Consider the following 15375-nt stretch of genomic DNA (forward strand, 5'->3'; position numbering starts at 1 on the left):
GCGCGCCGGCGGATGAGCGAGCCTCCCTACATCCACGGCACCAGCCGGCGTGAGCAGCAGCGCCTGATCCAGCAAGCTGCACAACTTGCCGAGTTACTGCAAGGCAATCTGGAGCTTCACCCCGGTGAACGGCTGCTCGAGATCGGCTGCGGCGTAGGGGCGGTGCTCGGCCAGATCGGCCAATCCAACCCAGGCAGCCAGCTCGTTGGCATCGACATCAGCCCCGACCAGATCGAGGCGATGCTCAGCGCCTTCGTTGCACATTTCAACCGCCACGGCAATGCCCATGCCGGCCCGGCGCTCGGCCCCTGGCTGGAGCAGGCGGGCTTCACTGAGGTACACAACGCCATGGTGGGGATCCACCACTGGTGTCCCAGTCGGCGAGACGCCGTCGATGGGTTTTGCAGCTATCTGCTCGGCTTTATCGAGCCGGAACGCTCAGCCTTGTTAACGGCTGCACCCACACCCCATGCCGCAGCCCTGATCCAGACTGGGCTGGAGCAATTTGCGCGCCTGGCGGAGCGGCCCGATGGGGCGATCAGCATCAGCGCTTACCAAGCCCGGGGGATGAAATCCGCCGACGATCAACCAGGCTGAACACCATGGATCTTTTCGCACAGCAGTGGGCCTCCTATCGGGCCGTGGTGGCGCACGATCTGATGGAGCACCAAGCCGTGGCCTCCGCCACGGCCGCAACCCTGGAGGGCTGGCTCAAGGCTCGCCCCCACGGTGCCGCGGCACCGCGAATGGTGGATCTGGGCTGCGGCGATCTGGCGCTGCTGGCTCCTCTGCTGCAACGCCTGCCTTTGGGCTCTTACACGGGGCTGGATCTAACGACTGAGGTGCTGCCCCTGGCGCAGAAAGCTCTCGGCAACGTGGCCTATCCATGCCGTTGGCTGGAAGGAGATCTAATCCGTTGGGCAAGCGCTCCAGCTGGCGATGACGCAGAACCGGTCGACATCCTTCACTCTGCCTTCGCCATTCATCACCTCAGCGCCGAGGAGAAGCCGATCGCGCCGCTATTGAGGCCACGGCCAAAGCAGCAGGTTGGCACTGGTGCTGGGCCTGGAACGGTGCCCACCAAGCTGAAGCGATGGCCGTGATGACGCCGACCTGATTGTCAGCTGTGCTCTCGCAGGAAACTGATCGAACCCTGCAGCTCGTCTGCAAAGCGATCGATCTCCTCGAGATTGGTGGTAAAGCTGAGGCTGGCGCGGGCCGAGCCACTGATGCCGTAATGGCGATGCAACGGCTGGGTGCAGTGGTGGCCGCTGCGGATGCAGATGCCGGCTGAATCGAGCAGAGCGGCGATGTCGTTGGCGTGCACGCCCTCGACATGGAAGGCGGCCAGAGCGGCACGATCCGGCTGCTGCTCAGGGGTGGGGCCGAGGATGCGCAGGCCGTCGATGGCCTGCAGGCGCTCGAACAGATGGCGAGTGAGCTGCTGCTCCCAGGCATGGATGCGATCCAGGCCGATGGCCTGCAGGTAGTCGAGCGCGGCGCCCATGCCCACCGCTTCTCCGATGGCGGGCGTGCCGGCTTCGAACTTGTGGGGCAAGCCAGCCCAAGTGCTGTGGTCGAGGTAGACGTCCTGAATCATTTCGCCGCCGCCCAGGAACGGGGGCATCGCCTCCAGCAGCGCCTCACGGCCCCAAAGGAAACCCATACCCGTGGGGCCGCAGAGCTTATGGGAACTGCCCACCAGGAAATCCGCGCCGAGCTGCTTCACGTTTACCGGCAGGTGCGGCAGGCTCTGGCAGGCATCCACCAACACCAGAGCACCGGCCGCGTGGGCCAGGGCCGCCACCTCGGCGATCGGGTTGAGGCAGCCGAGGGTGTTGCTCACCTGCACAAGGCTCACGAGCCGAGTGCGCTGAGTGAGCTTGCTGCGCAGGTCGTTCAGATCCAGCTCACCGGTGTCAGTGAGGCCGGCGTGGCGCAGCACACAGCCGGTGCGATCGGCCAACAGCTGCCAGGGCACCAGGTTGCTGTGGTGCTCCATCACCGTGAGCAGCACCTCATCACCGGGGCGCAGGTTCGCCTCACCCCAGCTGCGGGCCACCAGGTTGATCGCCTCGCTGGCGTTGCGGGTGAACACGATCTCGTTGGGATTCGCTGCACCCACGAAGGCCGCCGCCTTAGCGCGAGCTCCTTCAAAGCCTTCCGTGGCGCGGGCGCTCAGCTGGTGCGCGCCACGATGCACGTTGGCGTTGTCGTGGTCGTAGTAATGCTGCAGCGCCTCAAGCACCTGGCGCGGCTTCTGGCTGGTGGCGGCGTGATCGAGATAGATCAGCGGCTGGCCGAGGCAGGCGGTCTGGGCCAGCAGCGGAAAATCAGGACGCGTCAGCGCCGCCAGGTTGTCGGGCTCTGCCACAGCAGCGGCCTGGGGTACAGAGAGGGTGCTGGTCATGCCGCAGCCTCCAGCAAACGCTCCAGCGAACACCAACTGCGTGCAGCGGCGGGCAGCTCGCGCAGCACCTCTTCGCAGAAGGCCCGCTGCAATAGAGCCGCCGCTTGATCGGCATCAATGCCACGGCTCTGCAGATAGAAGAGCTCGTCGGTTTGCAGGCTGCTCACCGTGGCGCCGTGGGCGCATTTCACATCGTCGGCCACGATCTCCAGCTCCGGCTTGGTGTCGATCCTGGCGCGATCAGACAACAACAGGTTGCGGCTGAGCTGGGCGGCATTGGTGCGCTGAGCGGCGCGGGGTACGCGCACAGCGCCGTTGAACACGCTGCGGCCCTGGCCGGCAGCCACCGCTTTATGGAGCTGATCGAGTTGTCCTTCGGGGCCTTTGAACTCCACGAAGCTATGGGTGTCGGCGATGCGCTGGCCATCCACCACCTGCAAACCGCGCAGGGTGGTGTGCGCGGCGCCATCCACCTGCACAGCGCGAGGCTCCAGCCGTGCCAACCCCCAACCCGATGTGACACTGCTGAGCTGCGCCTCACTTTCCGGCTCTTGCTCCATTGCCACATGGGTGAGCAGCGCTGCATCGGCCTGGCCCAAAGCCACCAGGCCATGACTGAGGCGCGCGCCGCGGGCCAAATGGGCTTCGATCACCAGGCTATGCAGACCCGAGCCCTGGGCTTCGATCAGCTGAGAAAGATCCAACTCGGCCTTTTCTTCCAGCAGCAGCAGCAAACGCAGGGCTTGCAGACCCGCACTGGCAGCACTCACCAACTCCAGACTCACCTGACTGCGGCTGGTCACACGCAGCGCCAGCACGTGCTCCGCAGCAGCGTGATTGAGTTCTACCGGCCAGTGCCGTTCACAGCCAGCGGCAGCCAGGGTGTGCCCCAGTCCCTGGGCAATTTCATCAGCGCTGAGCTGCTGCAAACCAGCCGGCAGGGCTTGGTCCACGAGCGGATCAGAGCTGCCGTTCCAGTTCAACCGCAGGGCGCCTGAAGCCACCTCAGGCAGCGCAGCAGGCGCGGGGGAAGCGGCCGTAAGCGGCAGCGTCTGCAGCAACGCGAGATCTGTGAAACGCCAGTCTTCGTTGCGGCTGGAGGGAATGGGCTGCTGGCGTAGGGCCTCTCGGCCGCGCTGCTGCACCAGCGCCAGCTCACCGCTGGCGGCGGGAGCAGCGGCCAACCAGGTTTCCAACCAGGCGCCCTTGGCAGGGGCCGGGGCAGCAAGGCTTGCAGCCATCAGGCCACCTCCGCCGCCAGGGCGGCGAGCTCCTGATCCACCCAGTCGTAGCCGCGCTCTTCAAGCTCGAGCGCCAACTCCTTACCGCCGGTACGCAGGATCCGCCCCGCCGCCATCACATGCACGTAATCCGGGGTGATCGCATCCAGCAGCCGCTGGTAATGGGTGATCAGCAGGGTGGCGTTGTCAGCATTGGCGAGCTGATTCACGCCTCCGGCCACGATGCGCAGGGCATCAATATCCAGGCCGGAATCGGTTTCATCCAGGATCGCCACCAGCGGATCTAGCAGCGCCATCTGGAGGATCTCGTTGCGCTTCTTCTCGCCGCCGCTGAAGCCCTCATTCACCGAACGATCGAGAAAGGCGGGATCCATCTGCACCACCTTGAGGCGCTCACGCACAAGGTCTTCGAAGGCGAAGGTGTCGAGCTCCTCCTCACCTTTCTCCATGCGGCGTGCATTGGTAGCCACCCGCAGGAACTCGAGGTTGCTCACCCCTGGAATTTCCACCGGATATTGAAAGCCCAGAAACACACCGATCCGCGCTCGCTGTTCCGGATCAAGCTCCAGCAGGTTGTCGCCCCGGTAGCGCACGCTGCCGGAGGTCACCGTGTAGGCGGGGTGGCCGGCCAAAACCTTGGAGAGGGTGCTCTTGCCGCTGCCGTTGCGGCCCATCACCGCATGAATTTCTCCGGCACGGATGGTGAGGTTCACACCCTTGAGGATCGCCTTGTCCTCCACCCGGGCATGAAGATCGCGGATCTCAAGCAATACGGGAGCGTCGGGGCGGATCACGGCGGAGGAGCGAGCGAAAACGGAATCAGAAACAGAACAGGAGCAGGCGCATCAGCGCCCAATCGGTCGCGGGGCTGAGCTCAACCCACGGAACCCTCCAACTTGAGAGCCAGCAATTTGTCGGCTTCAGCAGCGAATTCCATCGGCAGCTGATTAAACACATCGCGGCAGAAGCCGCTCACCATCATCGACACAGCTTCCTCGAAGCCGATGCCGCGGCTTTGCAGGTAGAACAGCTGATCCTCCGAGATGCGGCAGGTGCTGGCCTCATGCTCCACCGACGCCTGAGGCTGCTGGGAGCGGATATAGGGATAGGTGTTGGCGGCGGCCTGATCGCCGATCAACATCGAATCGCACTGGCTGTAGTTGCGAGCACCCACGGCTTTGGGGCCGATCTGCACCAGTCCGCGGTAGCTATTGGCGGAGCGGCCGGCGCTGATGCCCTTGCTCACGATCGTGGAGCGGCTGCGCGGGCCCACATGAATCATCTTGGTACCGGTATCAGCCTGCTGCATGTTGTTGGTGAGGGCTACGGAATAGAACTCGCCAACGGAATCTGCACCCTGCAGCACACAGCTCGGATATTTCCAGGTAATTGCTGATCCTGTTTCCACCTGGGTCCAGCTGATCTTGCTGCGGTCGCCGCGGCACTGGCCGCGCTTGGTCACGAAGTTGTAAATGCCGCCCACACCATCCTCATCACCGGCGTACCAGTTCTGCACGGTGGAATATTTGATGGCAGCATCATCGAGCACCACCAGCTCCACTACTGCCGCATGCAGCTGGTTGGTGTCAAACATCGGAGCGGTGCAGCCCTCGAGGTAGCTCACCGAGGCACCCTCCTCAGCCACGATCAAGGTGCGCTCAAACTGGCCGGTATCGCCGGAGTTGATGCGGAAATAGGTGGAGAGTTCCATCGGGCATTCCACACCTTTGGGAATGAACACGAAGGAGCCATCACTGAACACGGCTGAATTCAGCGCCGCAAAATAATTGTCGTTACTAGGCACAACCGTGCCGAGGTAACGCTCGATCAGCTCCGGATGCTCCTTCACAGCCTCGCTGATGGAGCAGAAAATCACGCCGTGCTCAGCAAGCTTTTCTTTGTAAGTCGTGGCGATCGACACACTATCGAACACCGCATCGACAGCCACATTCGACAAACGCTTCTGCTCACTCAACGGAATACCGAGCTTGTCGAAGGTTTCCAACAGCTTCGGATCCACCTCATCAAGGCTGGCTTTCTTTTGCTGCTGCTTGGGGGCGGCGTAATAAATAATGTCTTGATAGTTGATCGGCGGATAACCGAGCGCGGCCCAATCGGGCTCACTCATCTGCAACCACTGCTTATAAGCGCGCAGCCGGAAATCCAGCAGGAAGGCCGGCTCGTCCTTCTTGCTGGAAATAAGGCGCACCACATCCTCACTGAGGCCCTTGGCGATCTTTTCGGTTTCGATATCGGTGACGAAGCCGTACTTGTACGGCTGGCTCACCAGATCACCAACAGCCTGTGCGTTGCTCATGATTGATGGGTCAGCTTGCGCAATGCGCTTTCACGTCTTCGAGGGTGATGGTCTGCTGTTCCCCACGGAAGGGGTTGTCTTCGGTGAGAAAGAGCATGCAGTGGCACTCTTTGCGCTCACGCATCGGAACACAAGGGCAATTCCAGAACGCCTGAGCCACCTCAGCTTCTTTGTCCTCATAGTGACGGCAGGGGCAGAGGGCGCCGCCAAGCTCATCCTTGTGGCGCGCGAGACCCTCAAGCACGACGGACGTGACGCTGGGATCGCTGCAGAAATAGGTGCCCGTGCGCTGGGCATAGGTTTCCGCAAACTTGCGAATCACCTCAAGGCTGTCGCTGGCTTGGGGGGCAGGAGCTGCAGACATGGGCGCGAGGGCGGAACGGTATGAGGTGCCATGCGGGCTTGGCCAGCGGTTACGAAACAGCTTGGTTTCGCAAGTCGACCCTAAGGCACGTGAGTGGCACCGTGGGGGTGAGGCTGCATTGTGACGCGTGGCGGCACCAGCCAGCCCAACTCGTCACCCCACGAATGGGCGTGGCATGGTGTGGTGGTAGAGAGTTGGCCATGAGCGCCTCGACGCAGGCACCCACCCGAGAAGCTGCCCTCACTCTGATGTTGCGTCAGGGTGAGGCGACGGCCGCTCAGCTGGCCGATGAACTTTCCGTGTCGGTTCAGGTGATGCGCCGGCACCTCCGTTCCTTAGAGGACGAGGGCTTGGTGGAAGCCAGCCCTGCACCAGAAGGTCCTGGCCGCCCCTCGAATCGTTGGCGGCTCACGGCGGCCGGCCGGCAGCACTTCCCAAACGGCAGCGAGCATTTCGCCCTGGGCCTCCTGAGCTCGATGGCCAGCAGCCTGCCCACTGAGATGGTTGAACAGCTCCTACAGAAACAGGCTTCGGAGAAAGCATCCGACTACCGACTGCTGATCGGCGAGGGCAGCCTGCCGGAGCGGCTTGAGCGGTTGGTGGATCTGCGGCGCAGCGAGGGCTACGTGGCGGAGTACTGCCCTAATCCCGATGGAGAGGGCTGGGTGATCAGCGAATTCCACTGCTCCGTGATGAAAATTGCCGAGCAGTTCCCCTGCGTGTGCGATCAGGAGCTTCAACTGATTCGCCACACCTTCCCTGACTGCAAGGTGGAGCGGGTGCATTGGCTGCTCGATGGCAGCCATGCCTGCGGTTTCCTGTTGCAATCGTGCTGAGCGAACAAGATCTCGGCGAGCTCGAAAGCACCCTGCTACCGGCCTTAGAGCGCCATCACTTGCGTCTGCTGGCCCACAGCCTGCGCTGCCTGCAGCAAGCCGCCGAAGGGGGAGACAGCCTGCCAGCTCAGGAGGGGCTGCTGGCCTGGGCCCATCAGCAGCCGAATCTGGCGGTGGATCCCACATTCATTCCAGTGCTGGTAGACCAGCTGGCCAAGGCAGCCGTGCAGCTTGAGGCGATCAGCCTGAAGGTGAGCAAACCACCGCTAGAACTGGAGATCAGTGATCTGGTGCGCTGGGGTCAGCAACAGGCTGATCAGCGGCTGGGCACTGAGCTCAAGCCACCAGAGCACTAACACCGGCGAGCGCCAACAGGGCTGCACTCCAACCGCGCCACCCCGGTCGATCGCCCTCCAGATGCGCCAGGGGTATCGCCATCAAGGGAGCGGTGGCGAGCAACGCCACAGCCATGCCGCCGGGTAGGCGTTGCAGGGCGGCCTGCTGCAGTGCGATCCCCGCGGTGGTGCCCAGCAAGGTGGCCGCCAACCCCAACGGCCAACGCGCCGCGGCGGGCTGCGGGCCTAGGCGTGCGCTGCGCAGCTTCCAAAGCAAAGGCAACAGCACCAACGCGGCGGCCAACAACCGCACCTGCGCCGACTGCAGAGGATCCAGGGCGGAATCGCGCAGGGCAGCCCGCGACAACAACGCCCCACTGCTGCCGCAGAGCAGGGCACCAAGCGCCAGCACGACCCCTTGCCATTGCAGGCGTTGTGATGCCCCATCGGCAGGGCGTTGACCAGCTACCAGCAACAACGCCGCGGTGATCAAGCCGGCGCCGAGCCATTGCAGCGGGGCAGGAATTTCCGCAAGCCACACCATGCCGCCCAAGCTGGCCACAGCGGGCCCTCCGGCATCGATCGTGAGGGTGCGGCGGGTACCCAAACGGCGCAGGGCAGCGAAATACAAGCTGTCGCCCGCAGCAATCCCCACCACACCACTGAGGGCAAGCAGCATCAGGGAGGCCGGCGGCGCCGTCCAGGAACGGCCGATCACGAAGGGCAGCAGCACTGCCACGGCCAGCAGGTTCTTGAGCAGATTGAGCTCGCCACCGCTGAGCGATGTGGGTAGTCGGTTCCACAGGCTGCTTGCCACGGTCCAGCACAGGGCAGCAACCAAAGCGGCCAGAGCGCCGATCAGCACAATCCCCAGGGGCGGTGGCGACTTGCGATCATCGCTGCAGCTGCCGCGCCGCTGTGAGCCTCAACCTCGAGAACGCCCTCAGCTTCTTTCAGTTGAGTTGCGGCCGTTGGCGCTCCCAGCGCAGCGTGCATCACTTGTTGCATCGCCGGGCCGAAGCCGGGGGCTCACTGATTGTGGTGGAGGAACTGGCCGCCGACGATCAACGCCTGCGGGAACTGGCTGAGCTGCATGGGCAGGATCCCGCCGGACTCGTGGGAGGTTGTTGGGTGCGCTGGAGCGCTTCGATGGCTTGGGACAAGGCCGGCGAAGACCACACCGGCGAGAGCGTGATCGGACTGATTCCCACCGATGAGCACGGGCGCGAGGGCATCCTGCTGCGCGATCTGGGCTACGCCGAGAAGGCACCGGCCAGCTCGCGCTTCTGCATGGATGAGCGCGATGGCCTACTGCTCAGCACCGACTACGAAACGATGAGCGTGTGGGAGCGCTTCGCCTTCCAAGGCCCCAACGTGCGGGTACGCAGCAGCACCGTGGAAGGACTCTCCAACAACGCCTCCTTCTGCATCGAGACCCGCTGCGACGACAGGCAGCAGGAGCGGCCAGGGGCTTCCGCCACGGCCGGCAGCGCCGCCACAAGCGAACCCGCCCTCTCGCTGCTGGGCTGGTAAAGCTGAGCCTGCTCGAACGTTACGGACTGTGAGCCCTGCCTGAGCCTGATCAGTGCAGCCGTTGCGACACTTCTACGATCAGCCACGACGGATGCCGAAGTTCGAGTGGCCCTTCCCCTCCTGAAGTACGCGCCCACAACGCAGAACTCGCGTGTGGATCCCCTTCGCGTGGGCTCGGACGAGGATCCCAAAGCCGTGTCTATGGACAAGGCTATGGATCGCGAAGATCAGAACTTCGTGATTGAGGCGGCCTATCGCCAGATCTTCTTCCACGCCTTCAAGGTCGACCGCGACCAAACCCTTGAGTCGCAGCTGCGCAACGGCCAAATCACTGTGCGTGATTTCATCCGCTCGCTCTGCCTGTCGGACACTTTTAACCGCAGCTTCTACAGCCTCAACAGCAATTACAAGGTGGCTCGCCATCTGGTGGAGAAGCTTCTGGGCCGCCAAACCCACGGCAAGTCTGAGGAGATCGCCTGGTCGGCAGTGCTGATGACCCGAGGGGTCAAAGGCATGATCGACGACATTCTCGATAGCGAGGAGTATCTGAACGCGTTCGGTTACGACACCGTGCCTTACCACCGCAACCGCGTGGTGGGCAGCCGTGACTTAGGCGAGACCCCGTTCAACATCACCAGCCCCCGCTACGACGCCTACTACCGCGGAATCCTGGGCTTCCCCCAGATTGTGTACACCGGCACGGCTCGCAAGCTTCCGGAGCGCTCCCTCCAGCGCCGCGGCGGTTTCCCTCAGGACTACATGCCCTGGGTGCGCACCCTGCCCGCCCTGCGCGGAGCCAGCGCTGCCGGCAGTGCCGACATCGATTATTTGGCGAAAGTTCCCTACCGCAGCCTGGGGCGCTGAGCCTCAGAGCGATCACGTGGCAAGCGGCGGGCAACCCGCCGCTTTTTTTGTGTTCAGCCCAGCGACAGCTGACCGGTCTTGGGATGCTGACTGCATCAACACAGATCAGGCCAGACCTGTGAAAGTTGCCCAGACTGATCCCAAAAAGATTCCGGAGGCCCTGTGAGTCAGACCCTGTCATCGCTCGCCCGGATGACGCTGCGCCAACTGCGCCAGGTGGCAAGCGAGCTGGGTGTGACCCTCTACAGCCGCAAGACCAAGGACGAGTTGGTGAGCGCCATCGGCGAACGCCGGGCAGATCTGTCCAGCCTTGATCAAGAACACGCTCCCAGCCGGCAGCTGGATGAAACCCGTGTGGTGTTTCTGCCACGTGATCCCCAGTGGGCTTACGTGTTCTGGGAGATCAGCGAAGCAGATCGCCAGCAGGCGTTCAAAGCCGGTGCCAGCCAGCTCTGCCTACGCGTGGCGGATGTAACTGGCATGAGCAATGGCGGCAGCCACCCCCACACCCTTCAGGAGGTGCCGGTGGATAGCCATGCCACCGAGTGGTACCTACCCGTGCCCCTAAGCGATCGTGACTACCGCGTGGAGCTGGGCTACCGCGTCAGCGGTGGCGGCTGGATCTCTCTGGCTTTCTCATCGGTGGCCCGGGTGCCGGCGCTGCACCCCACCGAGCAGATCCTCGATCAATTCGTTCCCTTTTCCCTCGACACGCCTCCCAGCAGCACGACCGCCCCTCAGACCCTTCCCAGCACAGACAACGGCCTGCACGAACGCCTCTACCAAACGGCCACCGTTGGCACTCGCCGCCTCGGTCGCGGCTCTGAAGCGTTCCACGAACTCGATCAAGGTAGTGGCGCGGGTCTCAACGCCTCCGGTGCAGGTGTCTGGGCCAGTGGCCGCAGCGAATCGGGCTCTGGAGTGGTGGCTCCGCGCCAGCGCTCCTTCTGGCTCGTCGCCGATGCTGAGCTGATCGTGTATGGCGCCACGGATCCATCCGCCAAGTTGAGCATCGGCGGCGAAGAGGTGCCCCTCTCCAGCGAAGGCACCTTCCGCATCCAGGTGCCTTTCCGTGATGGCCAACAGCTGTACGCAATTGAGGCCGTGGCCGTCGATGGTGAGCAGAAGCGCAACATCACACTCGATTTCGAGCGCACCACCCCGGAAGACAACAGCAACCCCAGTGATCAGGCTGTGGCCGAATGGTTCTGAAGCAGCTGTGATGAAAACGTTGGTGGCCTTCACCCCGATCACCGGCGCGGTGATTCTTCCCCTGCTGGTGTCCTTCCTGATGGTGAAGGTGAACATCGGCACCGGTGTCCTGGCTGCTGTTGTGATCAGCAGCCTTTGGTTTGTGGCGATGCTGCGCACATCCGAACTACCTGAACACGGCTGAAGCAGACGCTCCAGGGGAATGCTTCTGGCAGAAGCAGGAGCCAAGTGGAGATCTCATCCAAACCATGGCTTGGGGCCCTGGCACTGCTGGCCCTGGCCCTAATAAGCCAGGGGTGCACCAGCTACAGCGGTCGTTTGATTGGCTCCAAACCTGCGCCGCTGCCTCTGCCCGAGGGGATCGATGTGGCCTTCAACCACCGCGAAAGCAGCCACTACCGCAGCCCGGTGCACGGAGACACCCGCAACGGCGACAACCTGGAGGCGCTGCTGCTGAACGCAATCGAGGCGGCACAAACCGAGATCCTGGTGGCGGTTCAAGAGCTCTCCCTGCCAGAGCTGGCCGAGGCTCTAGCCATGCAGCATCGCCGCGGCATCCAGGTGAAGGTGGTCCTAGAGAACACTTACAGCACGGCCTGGAGCGATCAGCACGAGGCTGAGCTCGATCGCCATCAACGCCAACGTCACCAGCTGTTGAAGGCTCTGGCCGATCGCAACCGCGACGGACAACTGAGCCTGGCGGAACTGCAACAAGGCGATGCCATGGCGATCCTGCAACGCGCTGGAGTGCCCTGGATCGATGACACCGCCGATGGCAGCAAAGGCAGTGGCCTGATGCACAGCAAATATGTGGTGATCGACCGACGGGTGGTGATCACCGGCTCGGCCAACTTCACGGCTTCGGGCATCCATGGCGATGCGGGCGATCGCCGCACGCGCGGCAATGTGAATCACCTGCTGCGGCTGGAGAGCCCACAGTTGGCACAGCTGTTTGCCGCCGATTTCCAGCAGATGTGGGGCGATGGCCCTGGAGGTGAGGCCGACAGCCGCTTCGGCCTGGCCAAACAAGCGGGGCCAGCCAGCCGGGTACTGATGGGCCAGACCGTGGTGGAGGTGCTGTTTGCCCCCCATCGGCGCAGTGATCCCCACCATGGGCTGGCACTAATCGGCAGCACCTTGGCCCAGGCGCGGGAAACGGTTGACCTTGCCCTGTTTGTGTTTTCCGCCCAATCACTCACCGATGTGATCGCCGCGCTGCAGCAGCGCGGTGTGCGGCTGCGCTTGTTGGCGGATCCAGGCTTCGCCAGCCGTTCGTTCTCAGAGGTGCTCGATCTGCTCGGTGTGGCACTCGCCGATCGCTACTGCAAACTGGAAAAGAGCAACAAGCCCCTTCAGCAGGCGGCAGAGGGCGTGGGCATCCCGCGCCTCGCCAGGGGCGACAAGCTGCACCACAAGCTCGCCGTGATCGATGGCAAGACCGTGATCACAGGCAGCTTCAACTGGAGCCCAAGTGCCGCCCATCAGAATGACGAGGTGCTGATGCTGATCCACTCACCCCTGCTGGCGGCGCACTTCACCCGCGAAATGGATCGCCTTTGGAAGGGGGCAGAGCTGGGGATCAACCCACGGATGGAGCGCAAGCTGCAGGAGAACCGCAGGCGTTGTGGCAGTGGGATGCAACGGCGCTGAGCCCCCATGCCAAAGGCGGTGTTGTGACATTCGCCACAACCGACCTGCGTTTCGCTCCTAGGTTGCACCCAGACGCGATGAAGACGATGTTCACCGCCACTGCTCTGATTGCGGCAGCTGCCGTCGCCCTCATGCTCACACCTGTGCTGGTGGTACTGGCGGAGTTGTCCTGAACGGACGCGATGCCACACCCTTCCCATCAGCTCCTGATCCTGCTGCCCTGGAGCGTGTTTGCCCTGGCGGCAGCCTTGAAGTTCTGGCAGATCAACCGCTGGCTACGCCGCGCCTCGCACTCCGCGCCCAACAGCACCGAACGATTCCGCCAAGCCCTGGAGCGCCGCTGGGAGCGTGAGCAAAACGCTGCATGAGCAAGCTTCACCCCACTGAGCAACGGCCAACTGCGGTGCTGGAGCAGCAAGCACTGCAAGCGATCCGTTCAGGACAACTTCAGGTTGCGCAACAGCTCTATCGCCAAGCCATCAGCCAGGGCGGAGCAAGTCCGGCGTCCTACAGCAACCTGGCGGCGATTGAGATCCAGGCCGGCGAGATTGCATCGGCTGCTGAGCTGTTGAAGCAAGCGCTGGTGCTGAGCCCCAACTCTGCGGAATCATGGCTCAACCTCGGAACCGTTGAATTTGCTCTTGGCAGGCACAACAGTGCCGCCGATGCCTTTCGCCACGCCGCCGCCCTCAAGCCAGGTTTTGCCAAGGCCTACGCCAACCTTGGCAAGTGTCTCCATGCAGAGGGAGATCATCCCGGAGCCCAAGCAGCTTTTCAACTGGCCCTCGAACACCAGCCCAACTACCCAGAGGCCCTGTCAGGTCTGGGAGTCAGCATGCGTGAACAAGGGCGCGCCCAGGCCTCAATCCCACTCTTCCAACGAGCCCTGGCCCTACGAGAGGCTGATCCGGAAATCCTCAACAACCTGGCGCTCAGTCTCCAGGCCATCAGCCAGATTGGATCCGCTATCCACTGTTTTGAGCAGGCCTTAAACCGCTCACCTGCGCAGCCAGAAATCCTCTCCAACCTCGGCATTGCGCTGATGGAACAGGGGCATGTAGGCAAGGCTGCCGAGTATTTTCAACGGGCGATCCAGCTCAATCCCCACTACACCGAAGCGCATCGCCACCTCAGCTACTGCATCCATGGAAGCGATGATCCGCAGCCTGAACAACAGGCTCTCACCTGCCTCCAGCAGCTGGCCGATGATCCCAGGCGTTATCACCTTCAGTTCGCGATCGGGAAATACAAGCTGGATCGCCAGGACCCAGAAGCTGCAACTTGGTTCTGCAAAGCCAACCGCCTGCGCTCCGAGCAGCTGGAGGGCCGCTGGCAACTGCCAAAAGCCAATGCCCTACTTGAGATCAATCAGCGCATCCTCAACCGAACCAACATCGCACCACCAGATACCAACAACAGCGCCAGAAGCGGGCCACGATTGATCTTCATCGTTGGCCTGCCGCGTTGCGGTTCCACCCTGGTGGAAACAATCCTGAGCCGAAACGAGCAGCTCATCGACCTCGGAGAGGTGGCATTCCTCAATCAGGCCCTCGAGGGGAACAACACGCTTGCAGGCATCCGCTCCAGTTACCTGGAGGCGATACAACTACATCCAGCTTTTAAGGCCGATGCCCAAGCCATCAGCGACAAATGTCTCTATAACTTCGCGTACTGCCCAATCCTGGCTGCCTCGTTCCCTGATTGCCGCATCATCCACGTGCATCGCAATCCGATGGACAACCTCTGGTCAACCTTTACCAATCATTTTGCTAGTGGCAATGAGTGGACCTACAGCCTGGAGCATTCCGTTGCGTTTTACCGGATCTATCGGCAGGTGATGGATACCCATGAGCAGTTGATGCCGGGAAGGATTTATCACCTCAACTATGACCATCTCACCCGCAGTCCAGAACTTGAAATTCCACGACTGATCGAGCATTGCGGCTTCCAATGGAACGATGCTTACTTACACCCTGAACACAGCGGTCGACAGATCCACACCGCCAGTGCTGTACAGGCGCGGGCGCCAATCAGCAGCCGATCGGTGGGGCGATGGAGGCTGTATCAAGAGCTGCTTGGCCCCTACGCCGACCAACTGGAACAGCTGGGGTACAGCACAGCGATTGAACCCATTGCATGATGTGGCCACCCGTCGCTGCTGTGATGAGCGTCCATCGGCACTGGCTTGAGCACCTCGCCTCGGCCTACCTGGTCTTGGCAGGCTTTGCGATGCCAAGGGAGAGCCTTGCGGTGCCATACGTGCCGTTCCCAAGCCAGCAGAGCCTGCGTGAAGTGCAGCTGGCGGCCCTGGCCTGCGCCAGGGAAAACACAGCCGAGAGTTGCAGCAAGGCGCACCAACTCGGCGATCCCCTCATGGATCACCCGCGCCTGCCAGCCAATTGCAAAGACCTCATCTGGCAAATGCTCGACAAAGCCCAACCCTCCGCCGCCAACAGTTTCAGCCGCCGCGAGGCGATCGAGGATCCAGCTGAGCGGCTGCTGCTGGTGTGTCGCAGTGCCGAAAAGCCTGAATCCGCAACCCCGCCAGCTGCTGGGCTAGGAGGGGGCGGAATCAACTTTGGTGGCGGGCAACGGTGAAGCGTGTTCTCCACG

At 62.6% G+C, this 15375-nt stretch carries 18 protein-coding genes; 12 read left to right on the top strand and 6 right to left on the bottom strand.

Annotation, left to right across the window (positions count from 1 at the left end):
* Positions 1–12: 12 nt before the first annotated feature.
* Together KJJ24_RS08655 and KJJ24_RS08660 are read left to right on the top strand one after the other, a co-directional pair.
* The gene (locus KJJ24_RS08655) at positions 13–597 is read left to right on the top strand and encodes a cyclopropane-fatty-acyl-phospholipid synthase family protein (protein ID WP_214338079.1); all 585 of its coding nucleotides are present in this window, start codon (positions 13–15) and stop codon (positions 595–597) included.
* A gap of 5 nt (positions 598–602) precedes the next feature.
* Entirely contained in the window at positions 603–1103 is a 501-nt protein-coding gene (locus tag KJJ24_RS08660) for a trans-aconitate 2-methyltransferase (protein WP_371811712.1), read from the top strand.
* Positions 1104–1120: 17 nt separating this feature from the next.
* Here KJJ24_RS08660 and KJJ24_RS08665 read toward each other — a convergent pair whose 3' ends face one another.
* From KJJ24_RS08665 to KJJ24_RS08685, 5 genes are all read right to left on the bottom strand, one after another.
* Complete coding sequence (locus KJJ24_RS08665; protein WP_214338081.1) at positions 1121–2410, bottom strand: SufS family cysteine desulfurase; 1290 nt, start codon at positions 2408–2410, stop codon at positions 1121–1123.
* Positions 2407–3651 carry a Fe-S cluster assembly protein SufD gene (gene sufD, locus KJJ24_RS08670; protein WP_214338083.1) on the bottom strand — a complete coding sequence of 415 codons (1245 nt, stop codon included), beginning with the start codon at positions 3649–3651 and terminating at the stop codon, positions 2407–2409. Before sufD ends, KJJ24_RS08665 begins: the two co-directional genes overlap by 4 nt.
* A complete protein-coding gene (sufC, locus tag KJJ24_RS08675) occupies positions 3651–4445 on the bottom strand; it encodes a Fe-S cluster assembly ATPase SufC (protein WP_214338085.1) in 795 nt (264 codons plus the stop codon). The genes sufD and sufC overlap by 1 nt, the downstream gene beginning before the upstream one ends.
* A gap of 80 nt (positions 4446–4525) precedes the next feature.
* Entirely contained in the window at positions 4526–5968 is a 1443-nt protein-coding gene (sufB, locus tag KJJ24_RS08680) for a Fe-S cluster assembly protein SufB (RefSeq protein ID WP_214338087.1), read from the bottom strand.
* Between the two features lie 10 nt (positions 5969–5978).
* A complete protein-coding gene (locus tag KJJ24_RS08685; RefSeq protein ID WP_214338089.1) occupies positions 5979–6332 on the bottom strand; it encodes a ferredoxin-thioredoxin reductase catalytic domain-containing protein in 354 nt (117 codons plus the stop codon).
* A gap of 200 nt (positions 6333–6532) precedes the next feature.
* Between KJJ24_RS08685 and sufR the strand changes: the two genes are divergently transcribed.
* Both sufR and KJJ24_RS08695 read left to right on the top strand, forming a co-directional pair.
* On the top strand, positions 6533–7168 hold the full coding sequence (gene sufR / locus KJJ24_RS08690) for an iron-sulfur cluster biosynthesis transcriptional regulator SufR (protein WP_214338091.1): 636 nt from the start codon (positions 6533–6535) through the stop codon (positions 7166–7168).
* A complete protein-coding gene (locus KJJ24_RS08695) occupies positions 7162–7524 on the top strand; it encodes a hypothetical protein (protein ID WP_214338092.1) in 363 nt (120 codons plus the stop codon). The genes sufR and KJJ24_RS08695 overlap by 7 nt, the downstream gene beginning before the upstream one ends.
* On the opposite strand, the gene KJJ24_RS08700 is transcribed toward KJJ24_RS08695, so the two are convergent.
* Positions 7505–8368 (bottom strand): DMT family transporter, encoded by an 864-nt coding sequence (locus tag KJJ24_RS08700; RefSeq protein ID WP_214338093.1) that lies wholly within the window; start codon positions 8366–8368, stop codon positions 7505–7507. The genes KJJ24_RS08695 and KJJ24_RS08700 overlap by 20 nt on opposite strands.
* Positions 8369–8421: 53 nt before the next feature.
* Here KJJ24_RS08700 and KJJ24_RS08705 point away from each other — a divergent pair, with 53 nt between their 5' ends.
* The 8 genes from KJJ24_RS08705 (at position 8422) to KJJ24_RS08740 (ending at position 15360) form a co-directional block, all read left to right on the top strand.
* Entirely contained in the window at positions 8422–9036 is a 615-nt protein-coding gene (locus KJJ24_RS08705; RefSeq protein ID WP_214343498.1) for a phycobiliprotein lyase, read from the top strand.
* 105 nt (positions 9037–9141) lie between these two features.
* The gene (locus KJJ24_RS08710; RefSeq protein ID WP_214338094.1) at positions 9142–9900 is read left to right on the top strand and encodes a phycobilisome rod-core linker polypeptide; all 759 of its coding nucleotides are present in this window, start codon (positions 9142–9144) and stop codon (positions 9898–9900) included.
* A 162-nt stretch (positions 9901–10062) separates the two neighbouring features.
* On the top strand, positions 10063–11112 hold the full coding sequence (locus KJJ24_RS08715; protein ID WP_214338095.1) for a DUF4912 domain-containing protein: 1050 nt from the start codon (positions 10063–10065) through the stop codon (positions 11110–11112).
* Positions 11113–11122: 10 nt separating this feature from the next.
* Positions 11123–11296, top strand: coding sequence for a hypothetical protein (locus KJJ24_RS08720; protein ID WP_214338096.1), 174 nt, complete (start codon positions 11123–11125; stop codon positions 11294–11296).
* Positions 11297–11340: 44 nt separating this feature from the next.
* On the top strand, positions 11341–12762 hold the full coding sequence (locus KJJ24_RS08725) for a phosphatidylserine/phosphatidylglycerophosphate/cardiolipin synthase family protein (protein WP_250544540.1): 1422 nt from the start codon (positions 11341–11343) through the stop codon (positions 12760–12762).
* Positions 12763–12944: 182 nt separating this feature from the next.
* Positions 12945–13130, top strand: coding sequence for a hypothetical protein (locus tag KJJ24_RS08730; protein ID WP_214338097.1), 186 nt, complete (start codon positions 12945–12947; stop codon positions 13128–13130).
* The gene (locus tag KJJ24_RS08735; RefSeq protein WP_214338098.1) at positions 13127–14902 is read left to right on the top strand and encodes a tetratricopeptide repeat-containing sulfotransferase family protein; all 1776 of its coding nucleotides are present in this window, start codon (positions 13127–13129) and stop codon (positions 14900–14902) included. The genes KJJ24_RS08730 and KJJ24_RS08735 overlap by 4 nt, the downstream gene beginning before the upstream one ends.
* Before the next feature lie 23 nt (positions 14903–14925).
* The gene (locus tag KJJ24_RS08740) at positions 14926–15360 is read left to right on the top strand and encodes a hypothetical protein (RefSeq protein ID WP_250544541.1); all 435 of its coding nucleotides are present in this window, start codon (positions 14926–14928) and stop codon (positions 15358–15360) included.
* Positions 15361–15375: the final 15 nt, after the last annotated feature.

The organism is Synechococcus sp. LA31 (genome assembly GCF_018502385.1).
GTDB lineage: Bacteria > Cyanobacteriota > Cyanobacteriia > PCC-6307 > Cyanobiaceae > Vulcanococcus.